Annotated in this window: 18 protein-coding genes; 8 read left to right on the top strand and 10 right to left on the bottom strand. The window is 31.0% G+C overall.

Annotation, left to right across the window (positions count from 1 at the left end):
• Window positions 1–121: 121 nt before the first annotated feature.
• The 8 genes from ACH2CG_RS02980 to htpG form a co-directional block, all read right to left on the bottom strand.
• Window positions 122–733, bottom strand: a complete 612-nt coding sequence (locus ACH2CG_RS02980) for a response regulator (RefSeq protein ID WP_395062050.1) — start codon at window positions 731–733, stop codon at window positions 122–124.
• Entirely contained in the window at window positions 730–2,532 is a 1,803-nt protein-coding gene (locus tag ACH2CG_RS02975; protein WP_395062048.1) for a sensor histidine kinase, read from the bottom strand. Before ACH2CG_RS02975 ends, ACH2CG_RS02980 begins: the two co-directional genes overlap by 4 nt.
• Complete coding sequence (locus ACH2CG_RS02970) at window positions 2,533–3,039, bottom strand: hypothetical protein (RefSeq protein ID WP_395062046.1); 507 nt, start codon at window positions 3,037–3,039, stop codon at window positions 2,533–2,535.
• Window positions 3,040–3,150: 111 nt separating this feature from the next.
• Window positions 3,151–3,558 carry a DUF2721 domain-containing protein gene (locus tag ACH2CG_RS02965; protein ID WP_395062044.1) on the bottom strand — a complete coding sequence of 136 codons (408 nt, stop codon included), beginning with the start codon at window positions 3,556–3,558 and terminating at the stop codon, window positions 3,151–3,153.
• A gap of 598 nt (window positions 3,559–4,156) precedes the next feature.
• On the bottom strand, window positions 4,157–5,737 hold the full coding sequence (locus ACH2CG_RS02960; protein WP_395062086.1) for an NADP-dependent glyceraldehyde-3-phosphate dehydrogenase: 1,581 nt from the start codon (window positions 5,735–5,737) through the stop codon (window positions 4,157–4,159).
• Window positions 5,738–5,904: 167 nt separating this feature from the next.
• Complete coding sequence (locus ACH2CG_RS02955) at window positions 5,905–7,977, bottom strand: prolyl oligopeptidase family protein (protein ID WP_395062042.1); 2,073 nt, start codon at window positions 7,975–7,977, stop codon at window positions 5,905–5,907.
• A gap of 25 nt (window positions 7,978–8,002) precedes the next feature.
• Window positions 8,003–8,518, bottom strand: a complete 516-nt coding sequence (locus ACH2CG_RS02950) for a TlpA family protein disulfide reductase (protein ID WP_395062040.1) — start codon at window positions 8,516–8,518, stop codon at window positions 8,003–8,005.
• A 258-nt stretch (window positions 8,519–8,776) separates the two neighbouring features.
• Entirely contained in the window at window positions 8,777–10,663 is a 1,887-nt protein-coding gene (htpG, locus tag ACH2CG_RS02945; RefSeq protein WP_395062038.1) for a molecular chaperone HtpG, read from the bottom strand.
• Window positions 10,664–10,841: 178 nt separating this feature from the next.
• On the opposite strand from htpG, the gene ACH2CG_RS02940 reads away from it, so the two are divergent.
• The 5 genes from ACH2CG_RS02940 (at window position 10,842) to ACH2CG_RS02920 (ending at window position 14,906) form a co-directional block, all read left to right on the top strand.
• The gene (locus tag ACH2CG_RS02940; RefSeq protein ID WP_395062036.1) at window positions 10,842–11,315 is read left to right on the top strand and encodes a lipocalin family protein; all 474 of its coding nucleotides are present in this window, start codon (window positions 10,842–10,844) and stop codon (window positions 11,313–11,315) included.
• Window positions 11,316–11,337: 22 nt separating this feature from the next.
• Window positions 11,338–12,033, top strand: a complete 696-nt coding sequence (locus tag ACH2CG_RS02935; protein ID WP_395062034.1) for an OmpA family protein — start codon at window positions 11,338–11,340, stop codon at window positions 12,031–12,033.
• Between the two features lie 150 nt (window positions 12,034–12,183).
• Complete coding sequence (locus ACH2CG_RS02930; RefSeq protein ID WP_395062032.1) at window positions 12,184–12,849, top strand: TetR family transcriptional regulator C-terminal domain-containing protein; 666 nt, start codon at window positions 12,184–12,186, stop codon at window positions 12,847–12,849.
• Window positions 12,850–12,852: 3 nt separating this feature from the next.
• Window positions 12,853–14,163, top strand: a complete 1,311-nt coding sequence (locus ACH2CG_RS02925; RefSeq protein WP_395062030.1) for an ABC1 kinase family protein — start codon at window positions 12,853–12,855, stop codon at window positions 14,161–14,163.
• A 257-nt stretch (window positions 14,164–14,420) separates the two neighbouring features.
• A complete protein-coding gene (locus ACH2CG_RS02920; protein WP_395062028.1) occupies window positions 14,421–14,906 on the top strand; it encodes a hypothetical protein in 486 nt (161 codons plus the stop codon).
• Between the two features lie 104 nt (window positions 14,907–15,010).
• On the opposite strand, the gene ACH2CG_RS02915 is transcribed toward ACH2CG_RS02920, so the two are convergent.
• Window positions 15,011–17,317, bottom strand: coding sequence for a hypothetical protein (locus tag ACH2CG_RS02915; protein WP_395062026.1), 2,307 nt, complete (start codon window positions 17,315–17,317; stop codon window positions 15,011–15,013).
• A 295-nt stretch (window positions 17,318–17,612) separates the two neighbouring features.
• On the opposite strand from ACH2CG_RS02915, the gene ACH2CG_RS02910 reads away from it, so the two are divergent.
• Together ACH2CG_RS02910 and ACH2CG_RS02905 are read left to right on the top strand one after the other, a co-directional pair.
• The gene (locus tag ACH2CG_RS02910; RefSeq protein WP_395062024.1) at window positions 17,613–18,530 is read left to right on the top strand and encodes an ABC transporter ATP-binding protein; all 918 of its coding nucleotides are present in this window, start codon (window positions 17,613–17,615) and stop codon (window positions 18,528–18,530) included.
• An 82-nt stretch (window positions 18,531–18,612) separates the two neighbouring features.
• Complete coding sequence (locus ACH2CG_RS02905) at window positions 18,613–19,125, top strand: hypothetical protein (protein ID WP_395062022.1); 513 nt, start codon at window positions 18,613–18,615, stop codon at window positions 19,123–19,125.
• 104 nt (window positions 19,126–19,229) lie between these two features.
• Here the strand turns inward: ACH2CG_RS02905 and ACH2CG_RS02900 are convergent, their stop codons facing one another.
• Window positions 19,230–21,638: a prolyl oligopeptidase family serine peptidase gene (locus ACH2CG_RS02900; protein ID WP_395062020.1), complete on the bottom strand. Its 2,409-nt coding sequence runs from the start codon at window positions 21,636–21,638 to the stop codon at window positions 19,230–19,232.
• Between the two features lie 152 nt (window positions 21,639–21,790).
• On the opposite strand from ACH2CG_RS02900, the gene ACH2CG_RS02895 reads away from it, so the two are divergent.
• Window positions 21,791–23,050, top strand: a complete 1,260-nt coding sequence (locus ACH2CG_RS02895; protein WP_395062018.1) for a T9SS type A sorting domain-containing protein — start codon at window positions 21,791–21,793, stop codon at window positions 23,048–23,050.
• Window positions 23,051–23,059: the final 9 nt, after the last annotated feature.

The raw sequence follows: 23,059 nt of genomic DNA, 5'->3' as shown, positions 1-23,059 counted from the left end.
TATTTTGTGAACTGGTCTTTTTATTTCTTGAATTGTAGGTTTTATTATATAAATGATTTTTTTAGGGTTAATAATTTGAGGTTTGTATGCTTTACTAAAGCTGTATAAATGCAAGTTATTTTTAGAAATTATATTTCCGTTCAACAGCAAATCTAATGAGGTCGGTCTTGCCATGAAGACTCATTTTTTTTAATATATTTTTTCTATGTGTATCTACGGTGCTTTTGCCTATAAATAATAAATCTGCAATTTCTTGTGATGTTTTACCGTCTCCAATAAGTCTCAATATTTCTTTTTCGCGCGTGCTCAATACAATTTCTTCTTTACTTGTTGTGTCGGTTGTTGTGATGGCATTGTCAAAGTAAGTTCCGTTTTTAGCAACAATTCTAATCGCTTCAAGAACTTTTTTTAAGGAAGAATTTTTCATAATATAACCCGATGCACCGGCTAGTTTCATTTGGTCAATAGCTTCTTTTTGATCAAACATGCTAAAAGCAATAACTTTTGTGTTTGGAAATTCTTGTTTGATAATTCTTGTTGCGCAAATTCCATCACACTTGGGCATCCTAATGTCTGTAACAACAATTTGAGGTTGTTTTTTTCTAACTAAATCTATTAAAGCTTCTCCATCATTGGCTTCTCCAACAACAGAAATATCTTCTTCATATTCTAAAAAAGAGCGTATTCCATCAATAAGTGCTTGGTGATCTTCGGCTATTACAAGTGTTGTCATAATGGTACATCTATTATAATGGTTGTACCTTTATTGATTAAGGAATCAATTGTAAAAGTTCCTTCCATTTGTTCTACTTTTTTCTCTATACTTTTAAGTCCAATTCCGTCTTTTTCGAGTACTTTTTTAGGGTTAAAACCTCGTCCGTTGTCTTCAATAATAATATTTATATTGTTGGAATTGTGTTGTGTTAAATAAATAGTGACTTCTGTAGCAAAGGAATGTTTAATAATGTTGGTACAGAGTTCTTGAATCATCCTAAAAAGTGCAATTTCTTTCGGATTTTCTAATCGTTCACTAAGTCCAAACGGAATAACATTGATGGTTAGTTTTTCTAAAACACTCATCTTTTCGGCCATTTTTTTTACGGCAATTTCTAGTCCTTGACTGCCAATGACTCCAAGATTTTTAAGATGCGAGATGTTGCGTATTTCTTGATAAGCTTCCTCAATTAGTGCATCTGTTTTATCAAATAAGTCATCTTTTAAGGTTTCTTTTTGACGTTTTATATTTTGAAAATTAACTTTTAAAGTAATCAACAGACTTCCTAAGTTGTCGTGAAGTTCATTGGCTATTAATTGTCGTTCTTTTTCTTGACTTTCTAGCATTACATCAATTTCGTGGAGTTCTTGCTCTTTAAGTGTTGTTTCAAGTTTTTGGGTTTGAATGAGTTTTTCTTGTTCTGCAATAGTTTTCTTTTTCGAAATATTTTTAAAAGATAAAATTCCTATTGTTAGTATAATTAGAAACAAACCAAGACCTACAAAAAGGATTATTTTATTGGTTTGAAGTTTTGTTTTTAAAGTTTTGTTTTGAAGCTTTGTTTCTTCAGTATTGTATTTTGTATCAATATCTTTTATCGCAATTTTTTGTTCTTTTTCATTGATAATTTGTTCATATACTTTTTGTTTATCTTGATATTCTAGGGCTTTTTTATAGTCGCCTTTATCCTTATACAAATCTGAGATAAAGCTATAAATAATTTTTTTATTTTCGTTTAAGTAGCTTTTTAAAGGAATTGAATCTGCTTTTTGATAAAAATAAAGAGCATTTTTATATTCTTTTTTTTTGACGATTGCTCTTCCCATATTAACGTATAAATTAAAAAAATAGTCATTTATTTTTTTTTGATTGTCGTGGTTTGGTTTAATTTTTTTTAAAATTAAAAGTGCTTTTTTTAATACATATAAAGCAGAGTCTGGGTTGTTTATTTTATTATTCGAAAAACTAGCTCCAATATTTTGAAGAATTCGAACGTGCATAATTTTATCATCAGTTTTAAAATTTTCTTTTTCGGCTTTTCTAAAGTATTCTAATGAAGTTTTAGGAATTGTATCATAAAATGATTTCCCAATTTGTATGTAAAACTCAGATAAGATATTAGGATCTTTTTTAAATTTTGCATAATCATTGTATTCTTTTAAAAACGGTTTATAATCGACTTTGTTTCTATTAATTGCTAGTAATAGCGAAACGATTTCAATATTTATTTTTGCTACTTTATCTATGCTGTCAATAGATTTATATGTTTTTTTAGATGTCACATAATGATTGTAAGCTAAGTCATCTTTATTGTCTCTTACATTTATATTGGCTAATAAATAGTTGTATTGGGCAAGTTCAATGGTGTTTAATTTTTTACTGTTTATTTGTTCGCTAGTAAACTTAGCTTTTTCAAAATCTTGATTTTTTATTTGTTCCTGTAGATTTTTTAAAGTTATAGATTGCGAATAAGAGAAAGCAACACTTAAAAAAAGTGTTGCTATTGTAATAAATATTTTATTTTTTTTTGCAATCATTTAGCAAAAACCGTCAGCTGTTAATATACCACCATCACCAACTTTAGGCTCAAGAATGTTTAATTTTTTTGTTGCAATTATACTTTCATCTTGATTATTTTTATTTCTAAATGTCTTTAATAAATCTGATGGTTTTGTCTCTTCGTGTTGCAATAATCTTAATACTCCTTCATCAAAATCATTATCATGCCATGTAAAAAAGTAAATAGTATCATCTTTTGTTAAATTTCTAAAATCTCTTGATGAGAATTTATTATCTATATTTTGTAATTCAATAGGTTGTGGCGCAACTAAAACATCTATACTCGGGTCATTACTATTTCTCAAATCTAAATTACCATGGTTATCTACCATGATTCCAAAAACTGCATATTCTGTATCTGTAGATATATTGTAATATTTTATGTAATTACAAATCAGACCTCTTGAATCTGGTAATGTTGTGTATGCAATAGCAGTAAGATTTTTTAAATTAAATTGTCCACATGATTGATAAACTTTTCTCATAATAAATGGTTTTTAAAGGTTTTAAGGTTCAAAATTCAGGTATTAAATTATAAAAAAAATCCCTACTAATAGGGATTTTGAAATTAAGTTATAAAGTTTGTTTGTTGATAATTAATCTTTTGCGTTTTTGTCATCCATTAAATCACTCAAATGCATTCGTAAGGCACTAACAGAAATACTTATTTCCCAAAACGAAATTCCAAGTGAAATTAATAAGCAAAGTAAACTCAATCCAAATAAATAGATTCCAATTGTTTCTTGATCTAGAAATAAAAGGAGCATTGCAAATACCGATAAAAATAAACTCAGTACGCCAAATAGTTGCATGTAACGAATGAGCGATAATCGAAGGTTGAGATTTTTTATTTGTAATAAAATACTTTTACTGTGCACTTCGTCATAGTGTTTTTTTAAACTTCGAATTATTTGAGCAATCGTTAAAAAACGGTTGGTGTAGGCTAACAAAATTAGTGATGTAGCCGAGAATAAAAGTGCTGGTGTTTCAATGTGGAGTGTCATGAAATTATTAATTGCAAATTATCAATTGACTAAACTTTGAATATAAGCTAACAATCTTGATATAATACCAGGTTTTTGTGACTTGTAATTGTCTAATTTTGTGGCACTTTCAAAAGCCTTGAAGGTAGAAATAAAGAAAGTAATAAAACAAACAACAACAAATATGTTAAGTATGATAATGTCTAAATTTTCCATATTATTTTTTTAGTTTTAAATTAAAGAAAATTAAGAGCCCAACAATTGTTGGTGGCCATAAACCAATGAACATTGCTCTATCATGATTTTTTAAGATTACATAATAATATTCAGATGTAAATATTAAAATAATTACAATAAATAAAATAAATAATTCTGATTTTTTAAATTTGTCAAACATGTCTTTTAGGATTGAAATATTAATTATTTTATAAATGTAGTGTAAAATATCGATTGTTTAACGATTTGTTTAAAATATTAAACAAAATAAATCTTCAAGTTTTAATTCTTCTTCTAAGTTTTTAAAATCACTATTTTTATAATTATTTTTCTTGTAATAAAAGAGAAATTCTAATTTATAAAATTAAATCCTGCAACTTGAAGCTGCAGGATTTAGTGGTAACTATAAAATATAATCAGTGTTTATAAAATTGGAAGCTTTGGTATTAAGTAATTCCTGTAGTATGGTGTTGTTGTATTCATTGTCTTTGCAGGCTACAAATGTTCTTGTAGAAAAAGATCGCAAAGCATCATGAACACTCAATGTTCCTACTGCCGAATCTTTTCTTCCTGTAAATGGATAAACATCTGGACCTCGTTGACAAGAGCTGTTTAGGTTTACTCTGCACACTAAATTGACAAGTGTATCTATTAATGGTGCAATGGTTTTTATGTCTTTTCCAAACAGACTCACTTGTTGACCATAGTTAGATTCTGCCATATCGTTCAATGGTTCTTGAATGTCTTTAAAACTTATTATTGGAATTACTGGGCCAAATTGTTCTTCGTGGTACAGTCGCATTTTTTTATTAATAGGATATAAAACGGCTGGATATATGTAATTTTCGGTTCGGTTTGCGCCTTTTTCGTTTATTATTTTCGCGCCATTTGTAATTGCATCATCAATCAATTCTTGTATATAATTTGGTTTATCTGTTTCTGGCAATGGTGTTAAAAATACGCCTTCGTCCCATGGATTTCCATATTTTAATTCATCTACTTTTTTAGAAAACCGTTTATTGAATTCTTCAGAAATTGATTCATGAACATAAAGGATTTTTAAAGCAGTACAACGCTGTCCGTTAAATGATAATGTACCTGAAATGCATTCTTGAATTGCCAAATCTAGATCGGCATCTTGAAGTACTATTGCCGGATTTTTGGCTTCCAATCCTAGAACCAACCGCAACCTATTTTTGTTAGGATGTTGATCTTGAAGTGCAATTGCAGACTTACTGTTTCCAATTAAAGCCAAAATACTAATTTTTCCCGATTTCATAATTGGCGATGCAACCTCGCGACCGCGTCCATAAACTATATTGATAACGCCTTTAGGAAAACTATTTTTAAACGCTTCTAGTAGTGGCGATAGTAATAAAACGCCTAGTTTAGCTGGTTTAAAAATCACGGTATTACCCATAATAATTGCAGGAATAAGTAAGCAAAAGGTTTCGTTTAAAGGATAATTATAAGGACCGAGGCATAGAACAACTCCTAGTGGACCACGACGTACCATGGCATTTACGCCTTGACTTTTTGTAAATCGTGCCGAATCTCTATCTAACTGTTTGTAATCTTCTATGGTATCGTTAATATATTCTATAGTTCTATCAAATTCTTTTTCTGAATCGCCTAGAGATTTCCCAATTTCCCACATCATTAGTTTTACAACTTCGGCACGTGTTTTTTTCATTTGTACCACAAAGTTTTCCATGCATTTAATGCGGTCTATAACTTTCATTGTCGGCCATAAGCCTTGTCCATTATTGTATGCAGTTGCTGAGGATTCTACTGCTTCTAAAGCTTCTTTTTCGCCCATTGACGGTACAGTTCCCAAAAGTGTTGGTTGGTAACTTTGGGTAGATGAAATGGTAGAATATACGTTGGTGTTTTCTCCTTGCCATTGCTGCAACTCTCCATTAATAAGGTAAGTTGTTTGTTGCAACGGATTTTCTATTTGATATTGGGTTGGTATTTGAGACATCATTTTTTTTAATATAAAACTAGTCTTTTTTGGCGTAACTTATTTAATTAGAATAAAAAAAATAGTAACTATAATGTTGTAGTTAATTAGTTTATACAAATAAACCTGCAAGTTTGCTCTTACAGGTTTATTTTGATTCATTATTTAAGGTTTTATTTAAATAAAAATTAAGCCTTAAGTTTCATCCAAAGATAAGAATAATACAAGGCATAGAATTTAGCTCTTTGTTCGTTTGTGGATGAGCCACCATGTCCACCTTCTGTATTTTCATAGTAGTAAATTTTATGACCCATAGCTACCATTTTGGCAGCCATTTTTCGTGCATGACCAGGATGAACTCTATCATCTCTTGTTGAGGTCATAAAGAAAACTTCTGGATATTTAGTATCTTTATTTACGTTTTGATAGGGAGAATATTTTTTAATAAATTCCCAATCGCTTGTGTCTGGATCACCATATTCGCCCATCCAGCTTGCGCCAGCCAATAATTTATTGTAACGTTGCATGTCTAATAATGGCACTTGACAAACTACTGCATTATATAAATCAGGACGTTGCGTAAAAGCTACACCCATCAACAATCCGCCATTGCTTCCGCCCATAATTCCTAGATGTTTATTGGAAGTTATTTTTCTGGCTATTAAATCTTCGGCAACTCCATGAAAATCATTATAAATATTTTGACGTTTTTCTTTCAATCCTGCTTGGTGCCATTTTGGTCCAAATTCGCCACCACCACGAATATTGGCTAATACAAAAATACCACCTTTTTCTATCCAAGCTTGACCAATAACACCAGAGTAGAAAGGAACTTCAGATACTTCAAATCCACCATAAGCGTTTAATAGCGTTGGGTTGTTGCCGTCATAAACTGTGTTTTTTGCAGCGATTACAAAATACGGAATCATTTCGCCATCTTTAGATTTCATTTTAAATTGCTCTACCTTATACTTAGTCGTGTCAAAATAGGATGAAAGCGATTTTACTTTTTTAGAAATATTGGTTTTTGCATTAGATAAATATAAGGAAGTAGGCGTAAGAAAGTTTTGAAAAGTATAATAATAATCGTCACTAAACTCGTCTGTAGATCCTATACCTATGGTTCCAAAATCGGGTGCATTTACTTTAGAATTTGTCCATTTTCCGTTTGTAAAACTATAAACATAAAGTTCGTTTTTTACATTGTTTAAAATATCTAGCAGTAGGTAATTTTTAGTACTACTTATTTCGTTAATACTGCTAAAAGCATCTGGCTCATACATTAATTGAAGCTCTTTTTTTCCACTTATTAGCGAAGTAAAATTGGCACTCACAACCGATCCTTGTTTGTAGGTTTTGCCGCCAACCGTCCAATCAGATTTTAAATTAATAATAAGTTGGTTGTTTAAAATCCCACTTATTGAAGCATCATCCTGAATTTGTAATGGAACTAATTTATTGTTAACCATTACAAATGTTTTAGATGAATAGAACGTTTCACCTTTAGAAACCATAAGATAGTTTTTTACACCATCGCGCATGTTGTAACCAGAATCTGAAACATCGTACGCATCTCCTTCATAAATGGTTTTGGCAGCGCTTAGTGGCGTTCCTCTTTTCCATAGTTTTACTACTCTTGGATATCCAGAAGTTGTCATACTTTCTGTTCCAAAATTGGTGCCTACAATAACTGTGTTTTCATCAAGATAGCTTACATTACTTTTAGATTCTGGCAAAGTAAATCCGTTGGTGATAAACTTTTTTGTTACTGCGTCAAACTCCTTTACAACAACTGCATCGCCACCGCCATTAGAAAGATTTACTAAAAAACGGTCATATTTTGGATACAATCCTTGCGAACCTTTGTAAACCCATTTTATATTGTCTTGTTTACTTAGTGCATCAATGTCTAGCAAGGTTTCCCAAACTACTTTTTCACTGTTATAACTAGCTTTGGTTGTTCTGCGCCAAATGCCTCTAACGTGTTCTTTATCTTGCCAAAAATTATAAATATAATTTCCAGAAATAGACGGATACGCAATTCTATCTGTGGCATTTATTACAGCCAAACTTTTATCGTAAATGTCTTGATAATCATTTTGTTTTGTTAAAACATCTAGTGTCGTTTTGTTTTGAGCTTCTACAAATTCTAATGCTTTCTTGCCATCAACATCTTCTAGCCATAAATATGGGTCTTCTTGCGCGGTCATAGTATATAAATTAAAGAATAGAAATGTAAAAGCAATTATTGACTTTTTCATATTTGGTTATTTTTATTTGGTTATTTTAGTTTTTTAAAAGTACATCAATTTTATTTACCAATTTTGTAAAATCATCAGTTGTAAATCCGGTTGAAGCATAAATTACAGTCCCGGTTGAATCGATTAAATAATTTCTTGGAATGTATTTAGTTGCAAAAAGGTTATAAATCAATTTGCCTTTATCTGCAAAAATCGGAAATGTAAATTTTTTAGATTCAATGAATTTATTGACTTCTTCTTGTGTATGATCTCTTCCAAAACTTAGAATAATGAATTTATCATTGTTTTTAAGTTTTTCCCACAAGTCTTTCTGTATAAAAGGCATTTCTTTCATGCATGGTCCACACCAAGTTGCAAAAAAGTTTATCAGAATAACCTTGCCTTTATAATCGGATAATTTAATTGATTTTCCGTCTTTATTAGTAAATGAAAATTCAGGAACTTGTTGGTTTAATTTTACCAAACTACTTTCCATGTAGTCTTCTTGGCTAAACATATTTATGGATGTAAGGAATAAAGTGATGAGAATTAATTTTTTCATATATGTGAAATTTGATTTGTTAGTGGTAATATATGGTATCGCCTTTTTATTTATAGGTGTTTATCTCACAAATGATTTTATTTTTTATCGGAGTTCGATGATTTTTCAATTGCTTGCGCAAACTTGTTATTAATGGCGATTTCATAACGACTATTTTTTTTTGAATTATCAAATATATGAAAAGTAATTTGTGTAAAATAAAAAAACCTGCAAGTTTGCACTCACAGGTCTTTTCTCTATTTTCTTTATTCTATTTTTTTACTTAATCAACTCAAAACTACGTTTAACAAAAGCAGTTAATTCTTCACCTTTTAATAATCCTTGTGAGATTTTGGCCAAGTCTAATGCTTGTTTTACAAGGTGTTCTTGAATGTTTTTGTCAGTTGTATTTAAAATAGTAGTTGCTAATTCTGAGTTAGAATTTACCACCAAATTATACATTTCGGGCATATTTCCCATTCCAAACATTCCGCCACCACCAGATTGACTCATTTCTTTCATTCTTCGCATAAATTCTGGTTGCGTAATGATAAATGGCGATGCATTGCTGTCTAGAGCTTCTAGTTGAACATTATAAGTTGGTTTTGGAACTAAAGTTTCAATAACCGTTTTTAATTTTTCTGATTCATCATCTGATAATTTAGAAATTTGATTTTCGTCTTTTTCAATCAATTTCTCTACAGAATCTCCATCAACACGAACAAAAGTTAGGTTTTCATTATCACCTTCCAATTTCTGAATTAAATGCGAAATTATTGGCGAATCTAACAATAAAACTTCATAACCTTTATCTTTTGCAGCAGCAATATAACTGTGTTGTGTGTCTTTGTTAGAAGCATAAAGCACTACCAATTTTCCGTTTTTGTCGGTTTGGTTGGCTGCCAATTTTTCTTTCAGTTCGGCTAATGTATAATAAGTATCATCAACTGTAGGATACAAAACAAAATCGCCTGCTTTCTCATAAAATTTAGGTTCAGATAACATTCCGTATTCCAAAACAATTTTAATGTCGTTCCATTTCTTTTCGAAATCTTCACGGTTTTCAAAGAACAAACCTTTCAATTTATCGGCAACTTTTCTAGTGATATAATTTGAAATTTTCTTCACATTACTATCGGCTTGCAAGCCCGAACGAGAAACGTTTAACGGAATATCTGGCGAATCAATAACGCCTTTTAACATCCCAAGAAATTCAGGAACAATTCCTTCTACATTATCGGTTACAAATACTTGATTCTGATACATTTGAATCTTATCTTTTTGCATTTGCATGTCATTTGACATTTTCGGAAAATATAAAATTCCAGTCAAATTGAACGGATAATCTACATTCAAATGAATATTGAATAATGGTTCTTCAAATTGCATTGGGTACAATTCGTGGTAAAAAGTTTTATAATCTTCATCCGATAAATCTGCAGGGAGTTTTGTCCAAGCCGGATTTGGATTGTTGATGATGTTGTCAATTTCAACAGTTTCTGCAACGTAATCTTCTGTCGCATCTTCTGGTTTTGGTAACGTTTCGGTTTTAGTTCCAAACTTAATGGCAATTGGCATGAACTTGTTGTACTTAGTCAACAATTCACGAATTTTATATTCTTCTAGAAACTCTAATGAATCTTCGGCAATGTGAAGAATTATTTCGCTTCCACGAGAAGTTTTGTCTGATGGTTCAAGAGTAAATTCTGGACTTCCATCACATGTCCAATGCGCTGCTGGTTCGTCTTTGTAAGATTTTGTTATGATTTCAACTTTCTCTGCAACCATAAAAGCCGAGTAAAATCCTAGTCCAAAGTGACCAATAATTCCTGAATCTTTGGCAGAATCTTTGTATTTTTCAAGAAACTCTTCGGCTCCAGAAAAAGCAACTTGATTGATGTATTTTTCAACTTCATCAGCTGTCATTCCAAGTCCTTGATCAATAATATGAAGTTTCTTTCCTTCTTTATCGATTTTTACTTCAATAATTGGATTACCATATTCTACTTTAGCCTCACCAATACTTGTTAAATGTTTTAATTTTAAAGTAGCATCAGTTGCATTAGAAACCAATTCACGAAGAAAAATTTCGTGATCATTATAAAGAAATTTCTTGATTAATGGGAAAATGTTTTCTACTGAAACATTAATTTTTCCTGTTGCCATATTTTGAACGTTTAAGTTAATTTTTTTTTATAATTTTATATATTCAAATAGAGTACCAAAACTAAAAATCTGCCAAATTGACGTAGTAGTAATTCTATAACTTTATTCGTTTTTTGTATAAAAATTGAATTAAAATTGTAAGTATATTTGCAGTATAATAACTTAAATTATTTTAAACATGAAAAAAAGTATAATCTTATTATTGTTAGCAGTTGCATTTATTGGTTGTAAACCAAAGCAAACAGTTACAAATACTAAATTAGACAAAAAGACAGAAGTGGCTCTTAAAGGAAATTGGACAATAAATGCGGTAACGTATCCAGGTTCAGATTATATTAAAGTAACTTCTTTTGACATTGCCGATTCTAAATGTTTTGTAGGAAGTACATGGAAATTTATTTCTAATAATAACAAAGGCGATATGGCATTGAATAGTTCAAGTTGTACTGGTTTTTCTTCTCCAATTACTTGGTACATTAATAAAGATGGTCAGTTTGTTATGAAAATTATTAACGAAACTAAGTCTAAAAAAGTACTTGAAGGATATGTTTTAACCGTTACCAATCTTACAGAGAACTCATTCCATTTGGTTGATCAAGTTAATGTGGGCGGAAAAATGATTGATGTAGTTTATCAATTTCAAAGAAATTAAATAATTTAAAAATTAAAAAGAGATGAAAAAAGTTACCTTATATTTAATGGTATGTGTACTGAGTTTAGGATCAGTATTGTCTAGTTGTGAAGCTGCAAAAAACACTAATAAAACACAGCGCGGTGCGGGAATTGGTGTTGTTGCTGGTGGATTAATAGGAGCCGTTTTAGGAAATAACCTAGGAAAAGGCGGAAACGGAGCTTTGGGTGCTGTTCTTGGTGGTGTAATTGGTGGTGTTGCTGGTGGCGTTATTGGAAACAAAATGGACAAACAAGCGCGCGAAATTCAAACGGCTTTGCCCGGAGCAACTGTAGAACGAGTAGGAGAAGGTATTAAATTAACGCTAGGAGAAAATTCGGTGCGTTTTGATACTAATAAATCTACTTTAACCTCTACTGCTAAAGCTAATTTAGATAGATTGGTACCAGTTTTTCAAAGCTATGCCGATACAGATATTGTAATTTATGGTTATACCGATAGTTCAGGAAAAGTAGAGTACAACCAAACATTGTCTGAGCAAAGAGCTGCTTCAGTAAAAACATATTTAGCATCTAAAGGTTTAAATACATCTCGTTTCAATACAACCGGTATGGGAATTGCCGATCCTATTGCAACAAATGAAACTGCTCAAGGAAAATCTCAAAACCGTCGTGTAGAGTTTGCTATTACTGCTAATTCTAAAATGGTTCAAGAAGCTAAAACAGAAGCAGGAAACTAAGAAGTATTTTATAAATTAAAAAAGCGTTCATGGTTCATGAGCGCTTTTTTTTGTTTCAAATATTTTGAACGATATTTAACAAAACTTTTTGTTTAAAATATTTAGATAATCGTTAAACAATAATTAACTTTACAATCAAATTTAATTCAAATGGAAACAGCAAAGAAAACAACAGCTAAAAAGAAATTGATTGATGATAATGCCATAATTTCTAAATACATGGATTTTGTACTTGAAAAAGGCGAAGAACCTAAAAATGTTTTTTCGTTTTGTAAAGAACACAAAATTGAAGAAACCGATTTTTATACTTTTTTTGGTTCAATAGATGCTTTGAAGCAGGAAATTTGGGTTAAGTTTTTCGAAAATGCTCTAGCAACAATTCAAAAAGAAGAGGCGTTTGAAAGTTATTCAGATAAAAATAAATTATTGACATTGTATTTTACTTTGTTCGAATTGCTAACGTTAAATAGGAGTTACGTTGTTTTTACACTAAAAGAAAATAAAGAAGGATTGAAAAATTTGAAAAGTTTAAAACTTTTTAGAAACCATTTCAAAGAATTTATCGTAAGTATTCTAGACAACAGTGTAGAGAGTAATGATAAAATATTAAAAATTACAAAACCTGTTTTCTCTGAAGGTGCATGGATTCAGTTCTTATTTTTATTGAAATTTTGGATAGATGATACCTCTAAAGGTTTTGAGAAAACAGATGTGTTAATCGAGAAATCTGTTAATACAGTTGTAGATTTATTAGACACAAAACCATTGGAAAGTTTATTTGATTTGGGAAAATTCCTTTGGAAAGAAAAAAAGTAATTAATGAAAACATTAGATAAAATTCCAACAGGAAAGATAGAACGTGCCAGTCAACTAGTAAAAACCGGATTTAAAGTAGGCGGAAATTATGTTGCTTATTATGGCGAAAAAATAGTAAACCCATCTTTAAATAGAGATAAGTTAAACGAGAATAATGCCGAGGATATTTATGATGGATTAAAAAACTTAAAAGGAAGTGCTTTGAAAGTAGCTCAAATGTTGAGCATGGACAAAAGTATTATGCCACAACAATATGTAGATAAATTTTCGCTGTCGCAGTTTTCGGTTCCACCATTATCGGCGCCACTAGTTAGAAAAACATTTAAAAAATATTTAGGTCAATATCCAGAGAGCTTGTACGACACTTTTACACCAGATGCTATGAATGCTGCGAGTATCGGTCAGGTACACAAGGCAACCAAAGATGGGAAAAATCTTGCTGTGAAAATCCAATATCCAGGTGTAGCCGATAGTATAAGCTCGGATTTGGCTTTAGTGAAGCCGTTTGCCGTGAGAATGTTTAACATTAAAGGTAAAGATTCTGATAAATATTTTAAGGAAGTTGAAGATAAATTGCTAGAAGAAACCGATTATATTCTTGAATTAAAACAGAGTTTAGAAGTTTCTGAATGGTGTAAAAATATTGAGAATTTAAGATTTCCTAAATATTATCCAGAAATGTCATCAGAAAAAATACTGACGATGGAATGGATTGACGGAGAACATTTATCTGAATTTGCAACACGTAATAAAGATGCCCAAAAAGGCGATAAGATTGGTCAAGCACTTTGGGATTTTTATATGTATCAGATGCATCATTTAAAGCAAGTTCATGCCGATCCGCATCCAGGAAATTTCTTGATTGATAAAGAAGATAATTTGGTAGCCATAGATTTTGGTTGTATTAAGCATGTTCCAGAGGAATTTTATGTTCCTTATTTTGAATTAGCCAATCCTAAAGTAATTGATAATCCAAAATTATTTAATGAAAAATTGTACGAATTAGAGATTTTACGTCAAGATGATTCTAAAGAAGAAATAGTTTATTTTACCAAATTGTTTCATGATTTATTGAGTTTGTTTACCAAACCGTTTCATGGTAACTTCTTTGATTTCTCTGACGATGATTTTTTTGGTCAAATTGCAGCTATGGGTGAGGATTTTGCCAAAGACACACAGTTGCGTAAAATGAATGGAAATAGAGGTTCAAAGCATTTTTTGTATATTAATAGAACTTTTTTCGGATTGTATAATTTATTACACGATTTAAAAGCAAGAGTTGATACAAAAAATTATGAAAAATATATTAGTTAATTAAAGATTGTTTATTGGTTAGGTTGATTAGAGCGATACTTCACTTTTAGTATCGCTCTTTTCTATTGTGGTAGTTTGCAGCAATTGGAGAACCTAATTTTTATATAAAATCATTTCTAAATTTAAAACATAATAGTTAATTAGGTTTTGTGAAAAATATTTTTTTTATCAGAAAACTAATGATTTAATAAGCTTTGAATCATTAATTATTACTAAGTTTGAGTTTGTAACATTTTTTTTATTACCAATAGCCATAAATGAAAAATAAAACCTTCTGTATAGTAGTATTTTTATCTTTGAGTTTACTAGGATGCAAAAAGATTCAAAATAAATTAAATAAAATCTCAATTGAAAATGCACCAAAATCTATTTCGATTAGCGATATGGTCAAAGATTTTAAGGATGATAAATCAATAAAAGAGATAAAAGGAATACAAGTTGAGGATCTATTTTATAAGGAATATTTTTTATATACTGGAAATAAAAAAACAGTTATTGAAGGGATGAACAAAATAAAAGTTACGGAAGGTTTTTCTCAAGATTGCATTTTAACATCCAAAGCGGAGCTATATCAATCATTAATTGAAAGTGATAAAAATGAATATACAGCTTTCTTTTGGGAGTTCGAGAAACTTAAAAATCCTGAAATTTATACTTGTACCAAAGGATTAATTAAACATTTTATAATTTTTGATTTAAATTCTGATACAATTTACCAGCGAGCTGAAGAAATTAGAGAATAATTATGAAAAATATATTAGTTATTTAAAGATTGTTTATCGGTTAGGTTGATTAGAGCGATACTTCACTTTTAGTATCGCTCTTTTCTGTTATTATAGTTTATTCTTTAGTCTTTAGACTCATCATTTGGTCTAGACAATTTTTTAGTTTCGGTATCTGCTTTTTCTGATGTTGGTCTATCCCATCGAATTTTAGTTCCGTCCCACCACAAGCTTTGTGCAGTATTAATAGTGTCATTTTCATTAAACATTACACGATCCATTTTAGTATCAAAGTCTTTAGCTAATAAATCTTCTGAGATTTCAGGATTTTCTTCTCCTTTTATTTTAGTAATAGCAATCCACGATATTTTTACATTGGAGGTTCCATCATTGTTTTCGTATATCCAGAAACCTTCTTTAGAAATAGTATCAATATACACTCCGTTAGATTTTCCTTGAGGAGAAGCAGTTATAATAACATCATCAATATTGGCAATAATTTGTTGAAAAGATTTATTAAAAGGAACAAACACTTTTCCGTTTTCAAGATTTGATTTTCCGTTTACAGTAACTTCAGGTTGCATTGATGTACTCATAAAGCTTGCTATTTTTTTATTTCCATCAGTTGTTATTAAATAAGCAAGTGGTTTATTTGTATATCCGTTTCCATCAACATATAAGCTGTATGTTTCTCCTTTAGTATGAAATCCATATTTCATTCCACGAACCCATCCACCCATTACACCACCATAAATACCTAAACCAATATTGGTGTTTTTTTCTGAAAAATTTGTCGATATTCTGCCTCCAGCTGTTCCATTGGCGTGCGCTAAACCAAATCCATATACAGCATAATCTAAAAGACCCGAAGAAAAATATCCCAATGCTCCCATTGCAACACCAAAATCGTTTCCTAAAATACCGCCAGAGCGAGATGAAGCTCCACCGCTACCATAGGTTCCAAATTTATAGGAACCAGAAGTTGTCGCTTGACCCGATACACCAGTATGAGGTGCTGTAAAAGCAGTTCCTCCAGTTGCAGTTAATGCTATACCACGAACTCCAGTACCTTGTGCATTGGTTCCGTTGTACTCACCTTGAACACCACCAAAAATTGTTGTTCCACTTGTTATTTGGCCATAAGTTCCCGATCCATTAAAATCTGAATAACCATTTAGTGCCCATGGAAACGTTACGTTTCCTACAGCATTGCACAAATCTCCTGTTAAAACTGTATTTAGAGTTCCTACAAAAAATTCTCCAAGATTGCTAAATCTACCTCTTACAAGGTTATTTGTCCTAAAATCAATGTTTTGATTGTCAGTTGTTCCAATATAGTTTGTTCCAGCTGTTGTTATGTTTCCACCATTTAATCCTGCGTTACCTGTAATATTCCATGAATTAGAATTTATCATTCCTGATTGAGATTTAACAATCCAGCGAGACAAGGATGCGTTATAAATGAAAGTTACATTTGAGTTTAAACCAGATGAAGAAACTAAATTAGCTCCAGTTCCTGTTAGAATTCCGTTAGCAGCATTATTATTGTTTACTGTCATTACTTGGCCAGAAACATTTATTAAAGTTACTAATTGACCATCATTACCGTTTGCAATTGTATTAATACTAAAAGCTCCAGCTGCACTTGTTAACCTGTAATGGCTAAATTCTCCTGTAGGTGTTATAGCATTTGCTCCAGCAGTTACCGCTATAGCTGTTCCTTCTCTTAGAGCTAAATCTCCATTGATGTCAAGCACGGAGTTTGGAAGTAATACATTTTTAATTCCAACACGATTATTTAATCCATCAATTGTTGTTAAAGTACTATTAGTTGCATTGCCTAAAAAAATGCGATTGGTTCCTCCATCTGCTGTTAAACGGATATCACCTGCACCTGCACCAGAATTTGCAATTCCAATTTTAAATCTATAAGTAGGATCACCAATTCTAACATCGCCTTCACCTGTACTTGTGTTCCAATTATTATTTCCTTTTACATCAAATATTGTAGCTGGTGATGGAGTATTTATTCCCACATTACCAGTATGAAACATATTGTCTGTAATTGCATCTGGAGCAGTAGTTGTGCCTACTTCATACCAATCATGGTCGCCATTGGCTGTTGTTGATATTCCAATCCAATCTAATGTTGGAAAATTCCAATAGTAAAAACCAATAGGCTTTGGGTTTCCTCCAAATGTTGTTGCAGTTGTTAAATAAACCAACATTCCTTGTTGCGAAATAGTAGGATTTATTGCTGAAAATACATTGACTTTCGGAATTAATATTCCGTCAGTACCAACTGGAGCAACTTGACTGCTTGATTTTATATCTAGTTGAGCATCAGGCGAAGGCGTATTAATTCCTACTTGGGCAGTTGCATAACTGATGTTCAGAATTAAAATAATTAAAAGTAAATGTTTCTTTTTCATAGTTTTAGGATTTAATAATTGAAACTAACACATTAAAGTTACAGATAAAACAAAATAAACTTCCAAAACATCGGTATAATGACGATAAATACGATGAACTGAATAATTTATGCAGTGAAAGCTTTTTTTTATTGAAAATAATTTAATTTGAAAGTGGTGTTCTGTTCATTTATGATTAGTTTTTTTTGAGCTAGTTTGATTTGAAAAAAAACAGGTGCTTCTGTTTCAATAATTATATAATAATCTTATTCTTTAGACTGATGAAAAGTTTCTAATAAGTTACTATTTTTGCATCATGCTTAAGGTTAATAACATTGTATTCTCCTATTTACAGGAAACGACCATCACGAAAAGTACTTTTTCTATTGAAAAAGGACAAAATCTTGCTATAATTGGTGAAAGTGGTTGCGGAAAAAGTACACTTCTCAAACTTATTTATGGTTTGTACGATTTAGATGATGGTCAAATTTCATGGAACAACACCGAGGTATTAGGACCAAAATACAATCTTATACCAGGAATGGATTTTATGAAATACTTAGCGCAAGATTTCGATTTAATGCCTTTTATAACTGTTGCAGAAAACGTTGGAAAATACCTTTCTAATATTTATCCAGAACAAAAAAATATGCGCATTTTAGAGTTGTTAGAAATAGTAGAAATGACCGAATTTGCCAATGTAAAAGCTAAGTATTTAAGTGGCGGACAAATGCAAAGAGTAGCAATTGCTAGAGTATTGGCACTAGAACCCGAAGTTTTATTACTTGACGAACCTTTTAGTCACATTGATAATTTTAGAAAAAATAGTTTGCGCCGAAGGTTATTTTCTTACTTGCATAAAAAGGAAATTACAACAATTGTTGCCACACACGATAGTACCGATGTATTATCGTTTGCCGATGAGGTTTTGGTTATGAAAAAAGGAACAATTATTGAAAAAGGAATGCCCAAATTTATTTATGAAAACCCAAAAAATAAATATATTGCATCACTATTTGGTGATGTAAACGAAATAGAAATTGACGAAAAAAAACTTTTCAAATATCCACATCAATTAAAAGTTGTTGCTCATTCAGAGTTTATAGTTACAGTTATAAACTCCTATTTTAGAGGAAGTCATTATTTGATAGAAGCACTTTATAATGACAAAATTTTGTTTTTTGAAAGTGAAAATATACTTGAAAAAAAATTAAAAGTTTGTTTAAGTTTGTAATTTAAATACTGTTTATTTACTTTTTCATTAAACCATTATAGTTTTCAATAGTCTAAAATCCTTATTAACCTTAACTTTTTTTATGAGTAAAATTAATCTTAACAAAAACATGCGCATTTACCACCGTTATTTGGGCTTTTTTCTTGCAGGAATTATGGCAGTTTATGCTATAAGTGGTGTTCTTCTAATATTTAGAGAAACCGATTTTCTAAAATCAGAACAGAAAATCGAAAAAACATTACCTAAAGATTTAAAAATTGAAAATCTAGGAAAAGCCTTGAGAATGAGGGATTTTAAAATTGAAAAACAAGAGAACGAAATAATTTATTTTAAGCAAGGAACTTTTAATACTAAAACAGGAATTGCCAATTATACATCTAAGGAACTTCCTTTTATATTAGAAAAAATGACCAAGTTGCATAAATCGTCAACCAACCAGCCGTTATTTTTATTAAATGTTTTCTTTGGTTTGTCACTTTTATTCTTTGTAATTTCTTCTTTTTGGATGTTTTTACCCAAAACAGATATTTTTAAAAGAGGAATGTATTTTACCGTTGGAGGCATTATAATCACATTAATACTGATTTTTATTTAGTAACTACCTTTGTAAAAAGACTACTCAGTTTAAAACAATAAAAAACCTTTGAATTTAATAATTCAAAGGTTTTTTTATCTTTAAATCCGAAACCCGAAACCGTTCTAATTCTTCAAATACTTTTCTAAAAACTGATCTTGTTCCCAAAGTAAATGCAAGATATTTTCTTTTGCAACATATCCGTGAGCTTCTTTTGGTAATAAAACCAATCTAGCTGGAGCACCAAGACCTTTCAAAGCCTGAAAATAGCGTTCAGATTGTAAAGTAAAAGTACCAGGATTATTATCGGCATCACCATGAACTAAAAGTAAAGGCGTTTTCATTTTATCGGCATTCATAAATGGCGACATACCGTTGTAAATTTCTGGAACATCCCAGTAATTGCGTTGTTCGCTTTGAAATCCGAAAGGCGTTAATGTTCTATTGTATGCACCACTTCTAGCAATTCCGCAAGCAAATAAATTGGAATGAGTCAATAAATTTGCGGTCATAAATGCACCATACGAATGCCCACCAACGGCAACTTTTTTACGATTGATATACCCTAAATTGTCTACAGCATTTATTGCAGCTTCGGCATCATCAACCAATTGTGTGATAAAAGTATCGTTAGGTTCTATTGTGCCTTCACCAATTATTGGAAACGAAGCGTCATCAAGAACGGCATAACCTTTGGTTACCCAATATACAAATGATCCATAATTAGGAAACGTAAATTCGTTTGGATTTTTATCATTTTGCCCAGCAGAGTTTTTATCTTTAAATTCGGCAGGATAAGCCCAAATTAATAACGGTACTTTTTCTTTCTTAGTTCGGTCGTAACCTATAGGTAAATATAATGTTCCCGATAAATCTACACCATCTTTTCGTTTGTATTTAATAACTTCTTTATACACGTTTTTAATGCTTTCAAACGGATTTTTAAACGAAGTAATTGCTGTTAATTTTCCCGATTTTATGTTTCTAAAATAGTAATTTGGATAATCATTTTTAGATTGTAACATGACCAAAACATCACCTTTTTTAAAATCTTCAATAGACATTAAATCCTCCTTTTTATCTTTCAAGTTAGATTTGTAAAGGCGTTTAGATTTTAAGGTTTTTAAATTGTATTCATCAATAAATGGAAATTGTCCTTCTTTAGTATTTCCATCTCCTATTAAATAAACATTGTCATTTTCTATTGCCAAAGCATATCTTCCGAACTGATTTTTCTTGGTTTCAAAATTCCCTGGATCCGAATAAATATCTTGCGAATTTCTATCGGATATTATTTTTGGTGATGCATTAGAAGTTGATGGATTTATCAAGTAGGTTTTGGTATTTCTTGTATCGTACCAATCATCAGTAACAACAGCATAGTTGTCATTTCCCCAAATAATTCCACCAAAACGTTGTTGGGTTTTAACTAACGAAGATGCCTCAGCTGTAAATGGTGCATTCCAAAGAAAAACTTCGTCTCTAAAAGCTACTTTTTTAGATTGATCGCCTTCGTCAAGTGCTGTTACATAATATAATGTTGCAGGTTTGTCGGCACGCCAATTCATATTTCTTTTTCCTTTTCTTACAGACGAAAATCCTTTGGGCATAATTTCGGTTAATGGAACTTCGTTTACAACTTTAATTTCTTTTCCAGACAAGTCATAAACTATCGTTTTTTGAGGAAAACGACTTAGCGGTACAATGTAAGAAAACGGTTTTTGAATGGAAGTCAGCATTAAATAATTTCCGTCTGGAGAGAAACTTTCTCCGGTATAAATTGCTGCTGGTTTAAATAATTGTGAAGTTCCAGAAATTGAAACTTTGTACAACTCTGATGTTACTAGGTTTTCAAAATTGGTTTCGTCGGTTTTATTTTTTAGCAAATCTTGGTATGTTCTGTTTTGCGATTTTGAACCATCACTTACAGAAACCGTTGGTCCTTTGGGCAAATCTTTTTTTAAATCTACAAGTGGCAATCTGTTTTTAGGCAAGAATTTTACTAAAAGCGTTTCATTATCTTTCATCCAGTTGTAGGGACTTCCTAGATTGGCATTTAAATTGTCCGAAGTTATTTTTTTAGCTACTGCAGAAGCAACATCAATTATCCAAAGTTCTACACCAGAACTTGTAGTATTTGTAAATGCAATTTTTTTCTCGTTTGGAGACCAAGAAATATTGGCTATTTTTATTTCTTGTGGCAGTCCACTTACTTGAATTTCAAGTTTATCACTAATTTTTCTAATTTTTAGATTATTGATATAAGTCACTGTGCTAGAAATATTGGTCACAGGATTAATTCGTAAACCGCCCAATCGCATTTCTTCTTGGTTTAAATCATCAAGTGTCTTGTAGGTATTTCTATAACTTAATAAAAGGTATTCTTTTTTAGAATCCATGCTTACTGTTGGCGCACGTTCATAATCTGCAAGAGCAAGAATTTCTGCTGATGGTTTTTGATAAGTAAGATTTTCTTGTGCGAAACTAGAAAAACTTGCTCCCAAAACAAATAACATTAATAATCGTAATTTCATAAATTTTAGTTTTAGTAAAAAAATTAGAGCACTAAAATAAGATAAATAGGTAATATAATAGGTTTAGTTTATGTTAAAAATCAATTTAAAAAAATGAATTAAATCTTTAAAAGACAGCAATAATTTTTATATTTTTATAAAAAATATCATCAATGAAAAAACTATTCTTTTTTTTATTAATTTCAACTGTTTCATCGGCACAATTATCATGGTCTCCAATGCCAAATATTGCAGCAAATTTAAATGGGCAACGCTTTGATGATGTGTTTTTTTTAAATGAAAATTTAGGTTGGGCTGCCAACGGATATTACGCTGCAGTTTATAAGACAATTGACGGCGGAACTACTTGGACGCAGCAACTAAATAATTCTATTTTAGGAAGTTATCATTATTTTAGGAATATAGAATTTCTTGATGAAAACATAGGTTTTTTAGGCACATTAAACGGAAAATTCTATAAAACTATTGATGGAGGAACAACATGGAGTTTGGTTACAATTTCTACTAATCCTGATGCAATTTGTGGATTGGATTGTATAGGAACATCAACAATATATGGCTGTGGTGCATATTTTTCGCCAGCTTACATTATTAAATCTTCCGATAGTGGAATGACTTGGCAATACATCAACATGAGTGCTTATGCAGATGCATTGGTAGAAGTGCTTTTTACGGATGAATATACAGGTTATGCCTCTGGAAATAGTGCTAGTGGCGCAGTAATATTGAAAACTACCGATGGCGGAACTACTTGGACAACTGTTTATAACGGAACAATTGCTGGTGAATATGTGTGGAAATTACAAGTTTTAGCAAGTAATATTAATGTAATTTTTGGAGCAATTGAAGCTGTTGCACCTAATCCTGGTAAGTTAATAAAATCATCTGATGGTGGCTTAAATTGGATTTCAAAAGACGCACCAGAATCAGAAATTCAAGCGGTTGGCTTTGTAGATGAAAATCATGGTTGGATGGGCGGACACGCCACTGGATTTTATGAAACGTTCGATAGTGGAACTACTTGGACAAATACAACTGTGGGAAGTAATCTAAACAGAATATTTTTTGTAAACAACACTTTGGCCTATGCTTGCGGAACTACAATTTATAAAATGACTAACAATTTGAATGTAAATCAATTTCAGGAGCAAGCTAGAATTCCGTTAAATGTTAGAGTTGCACCAAATCCTATTAAAGATAAACTTAATTTAGAAATAGATTTTAGAGGTACAGATCATTTAATGTTAGGCTTATATTCTAGCACAGGACAATTTATTAAACAACTAAAAATTGATGAAATTGAAAGTGCAACAACCAAGCGCTACACATTTGATTTTTCGTATGCAAGCGGTATTTATTTTTTGAATTTGCATACCAATACAGGACGACAATCAATTAAAATTATTAAATAAAAAACTTAA

The sequence above is a fragment of the Flavobacterium sp. genome (assembly GCF_043778725.1).
Lineage (GTDB): Bacteria > Bacteroidota > Bacteroidia > Flavobacteriales > Flavobacteriaceae > Flavobacterium.
Note: the sequence above shows the minus strand (reverse complement) of the source record. Positions and strands in the feature narration are given on the sequence as shown.

Bases quoted from the DNA above. Each gene is read 5' to 3' on its own strand.
- ACH2CG_RS02980 (WP_395062050.1), bottom strand. From the start codon at position 733: ATGACAACACTTGTAATAGCCGAAGATCACCAAGCACTTATTGATGGA.
- ACH2CG_RS02975 (WP_395062048.1), bottom strand. From the start codon at position 2,532: ATGATTGCAAAAAAAAATAAAATATTTATTACAATAGCAACACTTTTT.
- ACH2CG_RS02970 (WP_395062046.1), bottom strand. From the start codon at position 3,039: ATGAGAAAAGTTTATCAATCATGTGGACAATTTAATTTAAAAAATCTT.
- ACH2CG_RS02965 (WP_395062044.1), bottom strand. From the start codon at position 3,558: ATGACACTCCACATTGAAACACCAGCACTTTTATTCTCGGCTACATCA.
- ACH2CG_RS02960 (WP_395062086.1), bottom strand. From the start codon at position 5,737: ATGTCTCAAATACCAACCCAATATCAAATAGAAAATCCGTTGCAACAA.
- ACH2CG_RS02955 (WP_395062042.1), bottom strand. From the start codon at position 7,977: ATGAAAAAGTCAATAATTGCTTTTACATTTCTATTCTTTAATTTATAT.
- ACH2CG_RS02950 (WP_395062040.1), bottom strand. From the start codon at position 8,518: ATGAAAAAATTAATTCTCATCACTTTATTCCTTACATCCATAAATATG.
- htpG (WP_395062038.1), bottom strand. From the start codon at position 10,663: ATGGCAACAGGAAAAATTAATGTTTCAGTAGAAAACATTTTCCCATTA.
- ACH2CG_RS02940 (WP_395062036.1), top strand. From the start codon at position 10,842: ATGAAAAAAAGTATAATCTTATTATTGTTAGCAGTTGCATTTATTGGT.
- ACH2CG_RS02935 (WP_395062034.1), top strand. From the start codon at position 11,338: ATGAAAAAAGTTACCTTATATTTAATGGTATGTGTACTGAGTTTAGGA.
- ACH2CG_RS02930 (WP_395062032.1), top strand. From the start codon at position 12,184: ATGGAAACAGCAAAGAAAACAACAGCTAAAAAGAAATTGATTGATGAT.
- ACH2CG_RS02925 (WP_395062030.1), top strand. From the start codon at position 12,853: ATGAAAACATTAGATAAAATTCCAACAGGAAAGATAGAACGTGCCAGT.
- ACH2CG_RS02920 (WP_395062028.1), top strand. From the start codon at position 14,421: ATGAAAAATAAAACCTTCTGTATAGTAGTATTTTTATCTTTGAGTTTA.
- ACH2CG_RS02915 (WP_395062026.1), bottom strand. From the start codon at position 17,317: ATGAAAAAGAAACATTTACTTTTAATTATTTTAATTCTGAACATCAGT.
- ACH2CG_RS02910 (WP_395062024.1), top strand. From the start codon at position 17,613: ATGCTTAAGGTTAATAACATTGTATTCTCCTATTTACAGGAAACGACC.
- ACH2CG_RS02905 (WP_395062022.1), top strand. From the start codon at position 18,613: ATGAGTAAAATTAATCTTAACAAAAACATGCGCATTTACCACCGTTAT.
- ACH2CG_RS02900 (WP_395062020.1), bottom strand. From the start codon at position 21,638: ATGAAATTACGATTATTAATGTTATTTGTTTTGGGAGCAAGTTTTTCT.
- ACH2CG_RS02895 (WP_395062018.1), top strand. From the start codon at position 21,791: ATGAAAAAACTATTCTTTTTTTTATTAATTTCAACTGTTTCATCGGCA.